This is a genomic window from Microbacterium sp. NPDC007973 (genome assembly GCF_042958465.1).
In the GTDB taxonomy this organism is placed as follows: Bacteria; Actinomycetota; Actinomycetes; order Actinomycetales; family Microbacteriaceae; genus Microbacterium; species Microbacterium galbum.
The window spans coordinates 20812-32298 of sequence record NZ_JBIBJJ010000006.1 but is presented as its reverse complement, the minus strand read 5'-3'; the positions used below and the strand labels follow the sequence as shown (position 1 = coordinate 32298).

The 11487-nt window shown below is 68.7% G+C and carries 20 protein-coding genes; 15 read left to right on the top strand and 5 right to left on the bottom strand.

Going from position 1 to position 11487, the window contains the following annotated elements; translation table 11 throughout:
• Positions 1-347: 347 nt before the first annotated feature.
• The 8 genes from nrdH (at position 348) to ACFZA2_RS17315 (ending at position 3891) form a co-directional block, all read left to right on the top strand.
• Positions 348-605, top strand: coding sequence for a glutaredoxin-like protein NrdH (nrdH, locus tag ACFZA2_RS17350; RefSeq protein ID WP_391407298.1), 258 nt, complete (start codon positions 348-350; stop codon positions 603-605).
• Positions 606-665: 60 nt separating this feature from the next.
• Positions 666-1082, top strand: coding sequence for a hypothetical protein (locus ACFZA2_RS17345; RefSeq protein WP_391407296.1), 417 nt, complete (start codon positions 666-668; stop codon positions 1080-1082).
• Positions 1083-1131: 49 nt separating this feature from the next.
• Positions 1132-1380, top strand: coding sequence for a hypothetical protein (locus ACFZA2_RS17340; RefSeq protein ID WP_285040009.1), 249 nt, complete (start codon positions 1132-1134; stop codon positions 1378-1380).
• 56 nt (positions 1381-1436) lie between these two features.
• The gene (locus ACFZA2_RS17335) at positions 1437-1841 is read left to right on the top strand and encodes a single-stranded DNA-binding protein (protein ID WP_391407294.1); all 405 of its coding nucleotides are present in this window, start codon (positions 1437-1439) and stop codon (positions 1839-1841) included.
• A gap of 96 nt (positions 1842-1937) precedes the next feature.
• A complete protein-coding gene (locus tag ACFZA2_RS17330) occupies positions 1938-2735 on the top strand; it encodes a ParA family protein (RefSeq protein ID WP_391407292.1) in 798 nt (265 codons plus the stop codon).
• Positions 2732-3142 carry a hypothetical protein gene (locus tag ACFZA2_RS17325; protein ID WP_391407290.1) on the top strand — a complete coding sequence of 137 codons (411 nt, stop codon included), beginning with the start codon at positions 2732-2734 and terminating at the stop codon, positions 3140-3142. Before ACFZA2_RS17330 ends, ACFZA2_RS17325 begins: the two co-directional genes overlap by 4 nt.
• 3 nt (positions 3143-3145) lie before the next feature.
• A complete protein-coding gene (locus ACFZA2_RS17320) occupies positions 3146-3430 on the top strand; it encodes a hypothetical protein (protein ID WP_391407288.1) in 285 nt (94 codons plus the stop codon).
• Positions 3430-3891 carry a hypothetical protein gene (locus ACFZA2_RS17315; protein ID WP_391407286.1) on the top strand — a complete coding sequence of 154 codons (462 nt, stop codon included), beginning with the start codon at positions 3430-3432 and terminating at the stop codon, positions 3889-3891. The genes ACFZA2_RS17320 and ACFZA2_RS17315 overlap by 1 nt, the downstream gene beginning before the upstream one ends.
• Before the next feature lie 52 nt (positions 3892-3943).
• On the opposite strand, the gene ACFZA2_RS17310 is transcribed toward ACFZA2_RS17315, so the two are convergent.
• The 4 genes from ACFZA2_RS17310 to ACFZA2_RS17295 form a co-directional block, all read right to left on the bottom strand.
• Positions 3944-4192, bottom strand: a complete 249-nt coding sequence (locus ACFZA2_RS17310) for a hypothetical protein (RefSeq protein ID WP_391407284.1) — start codon at positions 4190-4192, stop codon at positions 3944-3946.
• Positions 4193-4240: 48 nt separating this feature from the next.
• On the bottom strand, positions 4241-4501 hold the full coding sequence (locus tag ACFZA2_RS17305; protein WP_391407282.1) for a hypothetical protein: 261 nt from the start codon (positions 4499-4501) through the stop codon (positions 4241-4243).
• A gap of 219 nt (positions 4502-4720) precedes the next feature.
• On the bottom strand, positions 4721-5023 hold the full coding sequence (locus ACFZA2_RS17300) for an ArsR/SmtB family transcription factor (RefSeq protein WP_391407280.1): 303 nt from the start codon (positions 5021-5023) through the stop codon (positions 4721-4723).
• 70 nt (positions 5024-5093) lie between these two features.
• On the bottom strand, positions 5094-5399 hold the full coding sequence (locus tag ACFZA2_RS17295; protein ID WP_391407278.1) for a hypothetical protein: 306 nt from the start codon (positions 5397-5399) through the stop codon (positions 5094-5096).
• Positions 5400-5595: 196 nt separating this feature from the next.
• Between ACFZA2_RS17295 and ACFZA2_RS17290 the strand changes: the two genes are divergently transcribed.
• From ACFZA2_RS17290 to ACFZA2_RS17275, 4 genes are read left to right on the top strand one after another with little or no spacing between them, the layout of a single operon-like run.
• Positions 5596-5859 (top strand): hypothetical protein, encoded by a 264-nt coding sequence (locus tag ACFZA2_RS17290; RefSeq protein ID WP_391407276.1) that lies wholly within the window; start codon positions 5596-5598, stop codon positions 5857-5859.
• A 1-nt stretch (position 5860) separates the two neighbouring features.
• Positions 5861-6682: a Fic/DOC family protein gene (locus tag ACFZA2_RS17285; protein ID WP_391407274.1), complete on the top strand. Its 822-nt coding sequence runs from the start codon at positions 5861-5863 to the stop codon at positions 6680-6682.
• Positions 6679-6987, top strand: coding sequence for a hypothetical protein (locus tag ACFZA2_RS17280; protein ID WP_391407272.1), 309 nt, complete (start codon positions 6679-6681; stop codon positions 6985-6987). The genes ACFZA2_RS17285 and ACFZA2_RS17280 overlap by 4 nt, the downstream gene beginning before the upstream one ends.
• The gene (locus tag ACFZA2_RS17275; RefSeq protein WP_391407270.1) at positions 6984-7583 is read left to right on the top strand and encodes a recombinase family protein; all 600 of its coding nucleotides are present in this window, start codon (positions 6984-6986) and stop codon (positions 7581-7583) included. The genes ACFZA2_RS17280 and ACFZA2_RS17275 overlap by 4 nt, the downstream gene beginning before the upstream one ends.
• A 275-nt stretch (positions 7584-7858) precedes the next feature.
• On the opposite strand, the gene ACFZA2_RS17270 is transcribed toward ACFZA2_RS17275, so the two are convergent.
• The gene (locus tag ACFZA2_RS17270) at positions 7859-8245 is read right to left on the bottom strand and encodes a hypothetical protein (RefSeq protein WP_391407268.1); all 387 of its coding nucleotides are present in this window, start codon (positions 8243-8245) and stop codon (positions 7859-7861) included.
• A gap of 255 nt (positions 8246-8500) precedes the next feature.
• On the opposite strand from ACFZA2_RS17270, the gene mobC reads away from it, so the two are divergent.
• From mobC to ACFZA2_RS17255, 3 genes are all read left to right on the top strand, one after another.
• Positions 8501-8899 (top strand): plasmid mobilization relaxosome protein MobC, encoded by a 399-nt coding sequence (mobC, locus tag ACFZA2_RS17265; RefSeq protein ID WP_391407266.1) that lies wholly within the window; start codon positions 8501-8503, stop codon positions 8897-8899.
• Between the two features lie 200 nt (positions 8900-9099).
• A complete protein-coding gene (locus ACFZA2_RS17260) occupies positions 9100-10626 on the top strand; it encodes a relaxase/mobilization nuclease domain-containing protein (protein WP_391407264.1) in 1527 nt (508 codons plus the stop codon).
• 12 nt (positions 10627-10638) lie between these two features.
• Positions 10639-11484, top strand: a complete 846-nt coding sequence (locus ACFZA2_RS17255; protein ID WP_391407262.1) for a hypothetical protein — start codon at positions 10639-10641, stop codon at positions 11482-11484.
• Positions 11485-11487: the final 3 nt, after the last annotated feature.

Sequence of the window (11487 nt, the reverse complement as noted above, 5' to 3'; positions counted from 1 at the left end):
CCAGATGCTCGCCTGAGCAGATCGGGGGCGGCGCAGCCGCGCCGCCCTCCCCCGCGGTCGATTCTCGAGAACCGGTCACGACCACCGCGGCCGGCAGCGGACGGAGCCGCCGCCGGCTGATCGACGGCCGGACGGAGCCGGCCGACTGCAAGGGCCTTCGGCCCGTTCTTTTGCCGTGAAGCCTTCGGCAGCGTACGGTCGGCCAACCTGCGCGCTAGTGCTTTCGCGGCATATCCTCCCTCGCTGCGCTCAGTCCGGTATTCCACGGTCACTAGCACTCCGGCCGTCCTCCCTAGCGGCGAATGAATTCGCCTTCACGGCAAAAAACGAGGGGGAGGAGAGGAACAATGAGCAACATGATTTCGGGGGAGCTGGTCGTCTACAGCAAGCCGTCGTGCGTGCAGTGCACCGCGACCTATCGCGCGCTGGACGGCAAGGGCATCCCGTATCGCGTCGTCGACCTCAGCGAGAGCCCGGAAGCGCTGGAGTACGTCAAGGAGCTTGGCTATACCTCCGCCCCCGTCGTCGTCGTCGACGATGAAGACCACTGGGCGGGATTCCGACCCGACCACATCGACCGCGTGGCAGCTCACTACGCCGCGTGACCCCACCCGTAAATAACTCTATTCCCGTCAACACAGGTATTACCGACACCGGAGGATGACATGAGCACCTACAACCTGACCCCGTACGACACCGGCGACCGCTTGGAGCCGCAGCTCTGGCCGCTCGGGGAAGACCCCGACAGCTACGGGCGCGTGGACTTCGACAACGACGAGAGCGCAACCGTGCTCACGGCCTACGTCGAGCGCGAGGGCGACGGGTACGCGATGCACGTCGCGGGCATGGCCGAGCCGCTGACTCTCGTCGTCGACGGGGGCGGGCGCGTCGTCCCGGTCAGCGCCGAGCTGGTCGAGGGCATCGACGAGCTGCTGAGCATGGCGCAGCGTGGCCGCGAAGACTTCGAGCACCAGGCCGGTTACGGCGACTACACCGCCGAGGATCGCGCCGCAGCGGATCGCCGTTGGATTCTGGCCGAGGCCGTGGCAAATCTCTTGCGCGGAGAAGCCGCTAGGGCTTGACGGTAATAGAGTCATTACCTAGAATAGAGTTATTACCAAGGAGGAACGCATGGCACTCGAAACGCTCACCATCACCCGTCTGGCCGATCTTCGGTTCGGTGACCGGATCAAGAGCTGGGACGGCAACACGTACAACCCGCCGCGCCGGGTCATGTACGAGCTGGGACCGATCGAGCCCGGTTCGCCCGTGCAGGGCGTCCGCCTGGAAAACCCGAACCCCGACAGCACCCTGGAATACGTGCTGTACCCCTCGCAGATGGACGGACGCCGTTTGGAGGTCGAGCGCTACATCGTCTGACGCAGTAATAACCCTATTTCCGGTAATACCAGCACCACCGAACGAAGGAGCATGACATGAGCTACATCACCCGCACCGGCAACCTGGCCGCTACGCCCGAGCTGCGCCAGGGGGAGCGCGGCCCGTACACCTACGCGCGGGTCCTCGTGACCGACCGCATCAAGCAGGACGACGACACCTACGCCGACGGCGCGACGATCGGCTACGACGTCGCCGTGAGCGGCAGCGAGGCCGTCAACCTCGTCGACGCCGCCGAGGCATCCGGGAACATCCGTGTCACGTTCTCGGGCCGCTACCGCGTCACCGAGTACAAGGGCGAGAACGGCACCCGCATTCAGCACCAGGTGAACGCCGACGAGGTGAGCGTGAGCCTCCGCGGGCAGCGCGTCCGCGTCGAGAAGGGCACCGCCGGCACGGAGGCCGGCTCCGAGGCCAGCTACGGCGACGACACCCCGTTCTGATCGACGAACCGAGGGGGGCGCACGCGCCCCCCTCCCTCGTTCACCCCACACCAGCAACACCCGCAATAGAGTTATTACCGTCAATGGAGGTATTTCATGCCCGCTCGCATCCTCGCCCTGTGCAACCAGAAGGGCGGCGTCGGCAAGACGACGACCACGTTTCAGCTCGCCCGCGCGGCAGTGAACGCCGGTCGCCGTGTCTTGGTGATCGACAACGACCCGCAGGGCAACCTCACCAGCGATATTGCGGGGGAGCCCCTAGAGCCCACTGACGCCGGCCTGGCCGACGCGCTCAGCACCCGCGCACCCCACACGCTGCGCGAGGTCATCGTGCCCGGTATCTGGCCCGGCCTCGACGTCGTGCCGACGTCCGGGCGCACTCTCGGCAGCGTCCGAGACGAGCTTGTCGTGGCCGGTGTCGGCCGCGAGGTGCGTCTACGCGAAGCCCTCGCAGAGGTCCGCGACGACTACGACCTGATCTTGATCGACTCCGCACCCTCGCTCGACCAGCTCACGATCAACGCCCTCAGTGCGGCCGACAGTGCCGTGATCGTCACCCACTCGAAGAAGTACAGCCTCGACGGCCTGGCCCAGCTCCTCGACACGATCGAGAGCGTCAAGGCGTACACGAACCCCGGCCTCGACGTCGCCGGGATCATCGTCAACCAGCACGAGGAGCGCACCGTGGGCGGTGCCGGGTGGCTCGACGAGCTGAGCACGTTCGCGGAGCACCGCGGGCTGCGCCTGATCGGGCGACCCATCCCCAAGCGCGTCGTGATCGCAGACGCCACCGAGGCCGCACGCGGCCTCGACGAGTGGGGGAGCGCCGAGGCGACCGCGCTCGGAGCGATCTACACCGAACAGCTCGCCGTCATCGAAGGAGAATCCGCATGACCCGTCCTCCCCGCCGTCCTTCCGCCCTCGCAGGTGCGAGCGCGTTCGATCACCCCGTGACGGCAGAAGCGCCCCAGGAGGCCCCCGCAGCCGCTCAGGCTCCCGCAGCACCCGCCGCAGCCCCAAAGGCCGCGACAGCGCCGCAGAGCGCCGCTGAGAGCGCGAAGCCCGCGGCCAAGGGGAAGCCGAAGAAGCTCACCATCTACCAGGAGCCCGAGGACACCGACCGGATGCGCGGCGCGATGGTCGCCACCATCCCCTACGAGGGGTTCAAGACCCTGTCCAAGTTCGCGCAGGAAGCGATCGCGGAGAAGGTCGAGCGGCTGGAACAGCAGTACAACAACGGCAAGCCGTTCCCCGCAGTCGGCCCCGGCGTCATCCCCGCCGGTCGACCGATGGGGGAGTGACCCGTGGCCGCGAACGAGGGGCACCCGTTCGATCCCGTCGTGATCGACCTGACCGACCCCAAGGACTACGCCCTGTTGGTCGGCGCGCTCGAAGAGTACGCGGGCGAAATGGAACACCGCGCCGAGCTGGAAGACCACCGCATCCAGCACAACGACCTCCCCGAGAGTGCGAGCGAAGCTGACCACTGGCGCGGCCAGGCCGCGCGAGCTCAGCGCATCATCGACGACATAGAGCGCCAGCTCGAAGCCAATGGCAAAGCCCGCCACGATGCCGCCGAGGGTGCCTGATGGGTAGGTCTGTCGACGCCGGGAGCGTCTACAGCTCCGCACGAGACGCTGCGCGTCTCGCCGTCACCGAGGGGGAGGACTTCGGCCTGACCGACGTCGCCACCGAAGACCAATGGGCGAGCATCATCGCCACGGGGGCCGGCGTACTCGCCGTAGCCGGCTCGCTGCACGGCGTCGTCGACGCGCTGCGCGCGCACGGCGCGACCGCGGCCGACGTGCTCAGCCAGGACGGCAGCACCGGAGGCGCGCCCCTCGACCCGTTCGCCGTGGCACTGGCCCGCGGGTGGGTTGCCAACACGATCGGCCTCGACCTCGACGAGGAAGGCGCGCAGCGACTCGTGTCGGCCGAGCTGGTCGAGCGCGGATGGTTGATGGACACTCACGCGATCGCACAGCTCGTCCTCTCCGTCGTCCTCGTCGGCGCTCACGCGGCCGAGAAGGCCACCGACCGGCGCCGATGATCCGCGCTGCGCGGGATCTCTGAACCGGTCGACGGTGACAGTTTCTCGAGCGTCACTTTCGGTTGCTCGTCGACGGCCCCGTGGCCTTGACGTACTCCGCCCACGTGCACTCGACCGCGAGGCGCATCGCGTCCTCAGGGAAGTACCCGATGAGTTGACGCTGCGCCGGGTCGTGATCGAAGGTCACCGAGCGCAGCAGCTTGCGCCCGCGCACCTCGACGACGCGAACGATCGCTATCCGCTTGCTCTTGTCGAAGATGAACCACACCCCCGGCTCGGGGGAGCGCTGTAGCTGCGACATGGGCGACCACACTTGCACCACGCGCGGCCCCCTACGCCTCTCTGACGGTCACGAACCGTTGATCCCACCACCGGGCACGCCCGCCGAAATGATGACGCGGTGCAGCCGCTCCGTGGCCGTTTTGAGCGACGTCGCCCAGCCCAGCAGCGTGCCGCCGGCTACCTCGACCCGGTAGCGCGGGCCGTCGTCGGTGCGGCGCAGCTCGATCGTTCCGGCCACGTTGTCGCGAGCGTCGAGCATGACCCAGTGAGCGGGTTTCGTCTCGCGCGCGAGGAGCTGGGGATGCCAGCGGGGGCCGTCGTCGCGCATGTCGCCAGTATCGAATATGTGTTCGATAGGTGCAAGTCGCCAGAGCTGGGGGCCGGCGTCGGTCGACGCCCCGCCGAATGGAGCGCCGACCGACTCGCCCCCGGTCGGACGTGGCTCGTTCCAGGGGTTGCGATCATTCTCGCGTAGAAGGCCCGACACCCGGCCGGCGCGGGCGCGTGGGGGGACGCGGGGGGCAGCGCCGACCGGGCACGCCCAACCTTACGCGGACGCTCCCGACGAGGGACGCAGCGCCGCGGCGACGATCGCCGCCAGGCGCTCGTCCGCGAGCCGGTAGGCGTACGTCGTACCGACGCGCCGGGACGTCACCAGCTTGAACAGGCGCAGCTTGACGAGGTGCTGCGACAGGGAGTTGTCGGAGCCCGGAATGCGATCGTTCAGCTCGCGCACCGTCAGCTCGTGGGCGTCGAGGAGAGCGCGCACCACACCCAGGCGGATCGGGTGGCCGAGGAGCCCGAACAGCGTTGCAGCTTCGGCGGTGTCGGCATCCGGCTCGGTGTCCATCCGTCGAGGTTATGACGAATTGCTCAGACGTACCGGGCCGCTCTATCGGTCCACCCGATCCTGAGCACGGCTACCGCGTGAAGCGTTGCACCGCGTCGGCATGAGTGATGTTCTCGGCAAGAACGTGAATCTCGCCGGTCTCCTGGTCGAAGGCGGTCGCGACGCCAGTTACGGCGCTCATCGGATACGCACCGGCTTGCTGCTCGGGGGCGCAGAGGGTGACCAGAAAGTCGTCCTTGAAGTCGACGTCGACGCCGAAAGGAGCGCGCGTCTGATGCTTCGCCACCGTCCAGCCCTCCAAGAGCTGCGGGTATGCGCCGTAGAAGTCGTCTCGGTTGTCGAAGGTTGCGAGCGGTTGGCCCCAGGGAGTTGTCATAGCGAGAGCCAAGCAGTCGCGCCCGCGGGTGCAAAACCCATCGGTTTCGCACCACACAGAGGCCCGTCGACGAGGTGCCGGAAATTCGCGGATCGACGCGGTGCAAAACCCCGTCGCAAAACCCGAATTGATGCGAAATTGAGTAGAGCCCTTTTGCATCATTTGGTAGAATTGGTGAGGACCGAAGGGAGCCACCGTGGCCGAGTCGCAGATGAAGATCGAGCAGCAGTACCCGGAGCTGTTCGCGCAGCTCGACGACAAGCAGCGTCGCGCCGTGGTGCAGTCGCTCGCCGCCGGCTGGCACGAGGGCTGGGAGCCCACGCGCGAGGACGTCGAGAACCTGACCGACTACGTGCGTGGCGCGATCGACGGGGACGAGTACGACCGTCGCTCGGATGCCGCAGCTCACCGCGCGGCCGAGGTGTCTCGACGAGCCGCCGGCATCGTCGGCGCAGCCTGACGTGCCCGAGGGTTTCGACACCTGGGAGTCGTACTTCTACCCCGAGACGTATAACCCGCAGTTCGGGAACGGGACGCTGCGCAACAAGTTCGGTGAGCGCGATTTCTTCGAGCTGAAAGACCGCGAGTACGGGCGTACCGCCCGCCGCGGCGCAGAGCTGGAAGCGGGGATGGTCGATATCCCGAAGACGTTCGACGCGGAGCACTTGAAGGCGATCCACCGGCACCTGTTCCAAGACGTCTACGAGTGGGCCGGCGAGTACCGGACGGTCAACATGTCGAAGGGTCCGGGGCGCGAGTTCGGTCGCGTCGACAACGGCGAGGTGGACCGCTACCTGTCCGAGGTGCACCAGGTCGCGACGTCGACGGACTGGGCCTCGATCAGTCGGAACGACTTCATCGCCACCAGCGCCACGGTGTTCGCGTACGTCAACCAGGCGCACCCGTTCCGCGAGGGCAACGGGAGGACGTCGAAGCAGTTCATGCACGACCTGGCCGAGGGCTCACCGTTCCGGTTCGAGTTCGACCGGGTGACGCCCGAGCAGTGGAACCAGGCATCCGCCATGAGCCGCCCCGACCTCGACAAGCACGCCCCCGATCCGACGTCGCTCGTGCCGATCTTCCACGCGATCAGCGTCGAGAAGCCGGCCCCCGCGGCCGACCCTCTCGCAGACGTCCGAGCCGTCATCAGTGGGAGCTACCAGCGGTCCCCGAAGGAAGCGACCAGGGGCGCCGGCCAGAGCGGCCAGCAGCCGCCCCAGGCGCGCCGTAGCGGCCCCGGGCGCATGTCCGACCGGTTCCCGACAGGTGGGCTCGAAAGATGACCGTGGCCGGGATTGTGCTCATGGCAGCGGGGAGCCTGACGACCCTTGTCGGGATCGTCGCTCAGACCCGCTCGACGCGCCTCGTCGACCAGGCAAAGCGAGCCCGCGCGTTCTTCCTCGCGACCTGTCTCATGCTCGCCGGTTTCGTCGTTGGGTATCTCGGCGTGTGCGTCGACACGGGACAGGCCCCGAGCGCCGCCGTGACGATCTTTGTCGTCGTCGCCGGGGGAGCGCTCGCGCTGTGGAGGATCAAGACCGTTCGTGCCGAGGAGGCCGAACGACGGAGCGGCGAGGAGCAGCGATGACGAAGGTGATCGGATACGCCCGTGTCTCGCGCCGGGAGCAGAACCCGGACGCGCAGGAGGCCGAGCTGCGCGCGGCCGGCGCTACCCGTGTGTTCGTCGACCACGGCGAGTCCAGCCGGATCGCTGCGCGCCCGCAGTGGGTCGCGTGCCTCGACTACCTCCGCGAGGGTGACACCCTCTTGGTGCGCCGCCTCGACCGTCTCGGCGGCAGCGAACGGATCATCCTCGACACGTTGAACGAGCTGCGCGAACGCGGCATCGACATTCGCAGTCTGACCGAACCCCAGATCGACACGACAACCCCGATGGGCCGCGCCCTGTTCGGGATCGTGGCGGTGTTCGCAGAGCTGCGCATCGACACGATCCGAGAGAACACGCAGCGCGGCATGGATCACGCCCGAGCCCAGGGTAAGGCAATCGGTCGACCGTCGAAGCTCGACGCCGACCAGCTCGCACAGCTCCGCCGTATGCGCGACGACGAGGGACTGAGTTTCGCGCACATCGGGCGCGTACTCGGCGTCGACAAGTCGACCGCTTCCCGCGCCTACGCCGACCTCACCCGGTACGCCGACGAGCAGCAGCCGGCCGCGTCCTAACCAGACGGCATCACCACTCTTTCCCCGTCCCCCTGATAAATGCCGCCCTTCACAGAACAGCACCCCGTCAAGGGTGCGGCTTGCCGCATCACGGAGTGACGCGAAGCGCCCTTGACGGGGTGCTGGGCTGTGACACAATCCCGGGCATCAGGGGGAGGGGGAGTCCTCCCAACGAGGCCGCGGAGCGGTCGGACAACTAGGGTCCCGCTGTCCACCTGTGGGCGGGTGGAGCCCGTAGGTAGCTCGGGCCGTCCACAGGTGGTCAGGGGGATACGTCAGTCGCCGTAGGACTGACTCTCGCCGCCGTTGTCGGCGGCGTCGGCCGGCGGCGTTGCCGCGGCCTCACTCGACGACGACTTGCGCGCCGCACGCTGTCGCGGGGCGCGCTTCTTGCCCGCCTCCGCAAAGCCGATCTTGCGCAGCTCGGCGGGCGTCCATCCGGCGTCGATCGTCGCGCTGTAGGCGCGTGCGTCGTCACGCTCAGCGGCGGCGACCTTCTCGCGCTCCTCGCGCTCAACCTCAGCGATCCGCGCCGCGGACGCCTCGCGCACGTCCGCGAGCTTCTGCCGAGACTCGGCCAGCTCGCGAACCGACGTCAGTCGATCGTCAAGGGCGCGCTGCGCGCGCTCGATTGCTTCTTGGGGGGAGAGTTCCTTAGCCATGCCAGCAGCCTACGGATGCTGCGCCGTCCGCGCGAGGTTCCTCGCGCTTGCAGCAGGACCGTCGCGGCGAAGCCGCGACCACTCCCGGCTGTCGCCGTGGGCGACTTCGATTCGAGTCCCGGACGGAGCAAGCTATACGGTTATGTGCCATAACCGGGCTTGACCTCTCGACATGCGTCGGAAGGTGCGGCACACTTGACGTGTGCGGTCCCCGCAGGGGCGGGGTCGCTGCGCTGGGCCGAAGGGAGGGTGAGCATGTCTGATGAGACGCCTACGCCTCGCCCGTCCGAGCGTCGTCGTCGCGGGAACGTGGCCGGCGGTCGTGTGGCGCGTCACGTCGTGACCGCCAGCCCCGAGGAGGAGGGCGCGCTTCTGCGCCTGGCCCTCGCGCAGGGCGTGACGATCCCGCGCCTTCTCGTGGAGAGCGCTCTTGCGCAGAATGCCGGCGAGACGGCATCCGAACGGCGCGCGACGATCACGAAGCTGTACGAGCTGCACCGGCTCCTTGCCGCTATCTCGAACAACGTCAACCAGATCGCGAAGGCCACCAACGCCACGCGCGAGCTGCACCCCGAGACGTCTGCGACGCTTGCCGCGGTGCGCAAGACGGCGATGCGGATCGACGAGCTGACCGACGAGCTGAGCCTGACGTGATGCCGAACATCACGCGGGGCGATCGCATGTCGGGCCTCGTGACGTATCTCGTCGGTGGCGGTCGTCACAACGAGCACACGGAGCCCCACCTTGTCGCCGGGGATGACGCGCTCATGGCTTGGTACGACGACGCCGAGCTGAGCCGCGACAGCGGACTGGCGATCGCGCGTCACCTGGACCGCCCGCACAAGCAGCTCGGGGTGGACGTCAAGGGCGGGCACGTCTGGCACGCCTCCCTGTCGCTGCGCGCCGAGGAGGGCATCAAGACCGACGCCGAGTGGAACGCGATTGCCACTGACTTTGTGGCCGCAATGGGGTTCGACGACAACGACGGCACGAAGGCACCGTGCCGCTGGGTTGCCGTCCGTCACGGCCTGTCAAAGTCCGGTAACGACCACGTGCACATCGCCGTGAACCTCGTGCGCGAAGACGGCACGAAGGCATCCACTCACCTCGACTACGTGCGCGCGCAGAACGCGGCGCGAGCGCTCGAAGTGAAGCACGGCCTAGAGCTGTTGGAGTCGGCCAAGGGCGAGCGCGCGACGCGCGGCTACAGCCCCGCCGAACAGGCCAGGGTCGAGGAACGTTCAGCGCTGTTCGCACAGCGCAAGTACGAAGCGAACGCCGCGAAGATCGGCGGCGACGTCACCCCGTGGCACCAGCTCGACCCGCGCGAGCGTCAGGCGCGGATCACCGCTGAGATTCGTCTCAATGCGCCGCGTAACGACCTCGCCCGCAAGGTCCGCGCGTGCGCGAGCGCGAGCGAGAACGAAGCCGAGTTCGTGCGCCGGCTGCGCCGCTCCGGTGTTGTCGTGCGACCCCGCTACGCGGACGGTCAGACCGACGTCATCACCGGCTACTCGGTGGCCGCGAAGCCCGCACCGGGCGAGCGCCCCATTTGGTACGGCGGCGGTCACATGGGCCGCGACCTGACCCTGCCGCGACTGCGCGCCGAGTGGCCCGACAGCGCGACCGGCGCGATGGACGCCGCGGCCGAGTGGAACGCCGCGAAGCGCAACCAGCGACCCGTCGCGCCGGGACGCGAGACGGCCGAGCCTGACCCCGAGCTGTGGGATCGGTACACCGCCGAGCTGGGCGAGCTGCGCGAGACGCTGCGCTCGGTTCCTGTCGACGACCGCGACACATGGGCGCGCGTCGCTCGACAGACCTCAGGCGCGTTCGCGGCGTGGTCAAACGCCGTCGAGGAAGTGCCTGGCGACCTCGCCGCCGCAGCCGACGAGCTAGCGAAATCGGCACAGACCTACCGCGGCCACACGAAGCCCCAGAAGGCGGGGCGCGTGTCTGCCGGCGGCGCAGCGATGCTCCTTGCGAGCGCCATGCGCGGCGGTCAGGGAACGGCAGCGCAAGCGGCGATGCTCCGACAGCTCGCCAACCTCACCGGGGCCGTTTACGACGCCGCCAAGGCCGCAGGACAGGCACGCCACGCCCAGGCCCTCGCGACCGACGTTCGGGAGCGACTGCGCCGCGTCCACGACGCCCTGCCGGCACCCGCGAAGACCGCGACCGCGACGGCCACGCCGGCCCCCGCTCCGCGTCACGCGACGTCGGCCGATATCAACGACATGGCCCGCGACATGCTCGACAAGATCAACCGCGCCGAGGAGAACCGTCGCAAGGGACCGGGCTCGCCGCTCCCGTCGACGATCGAACCGACGCGGCCCCGCACGACCACAACCCCGAGCCCCGACCGAGGCCCGGAACGATGAGAGGAGCACGTCATGGCCGATGAGAGCGACGGCATTTCCGAAGCGTTCGAGGGGCAGCTCCGCGTCGCGGTGACCGCCGCCGGTCGCGTGGGCGAAATCATCGCCCGACAGCGCGAGGAAGCAGCTCGACGAGCGCAGGCCGAAAGCATCCAGCAAGCCCGCGAGCTGGCATCCCGGATGCAGGCCGAGCGGCAGTCGACGCGCGTTGAGCTCAGCGGCGTCTACCGGAACGACTGGTGGGACCGAGCGACCCCCGAGCAGATCGGCACGACGTTGGCCACGGCGCGCGCGTGGCGCAACGAGGAGCCCGAGGCCGCACGCGCCGAGGCGCACATGCGCGACGAGCTGCGCACCCGCTACGGGGTCGACGTCGACGCAGCCGGCGGCGACCCTCAGGCCGTGCAAGCAGCCGTCGACGCCGAGCTGTTGCGCCGACAGTCCGAGACGGAACGGCAGCGCGGCACGAGCGAGGAGGCCGAGGCGGCGCTACTGATGCGCGAAGCCGATCGCGCCGACCGTCAGGCCGACGCCGCCGACGCGCGCGCCGAGAACGCCCCTGAGGGCTCCGAGGAGCGCACCCAGGCGCGCGAGGAGGCACAGAGCCACGAGCGCGCGGCCGAGTCGGCACGCGCCGAGGCCGGCCCCAAGTACGACTCCGCAGATCGTCGCCAGGCAGACGCGACGAAGCTCGAAGCGAAGGGCATCGAGAAGGAAGCCGTGGCCGCGAAGATGAGCGCCGACGTCGGCAACGCCAAGCCGGCCACCGAGGCCGTCAAGGGCGCGCCCACGGTCGGCACGAAGGCGAAGCCGGCACGGTCGGCCGCGGCGCGCGTCCAGCGTTCCGAGCTGGGCCGCTGAGCG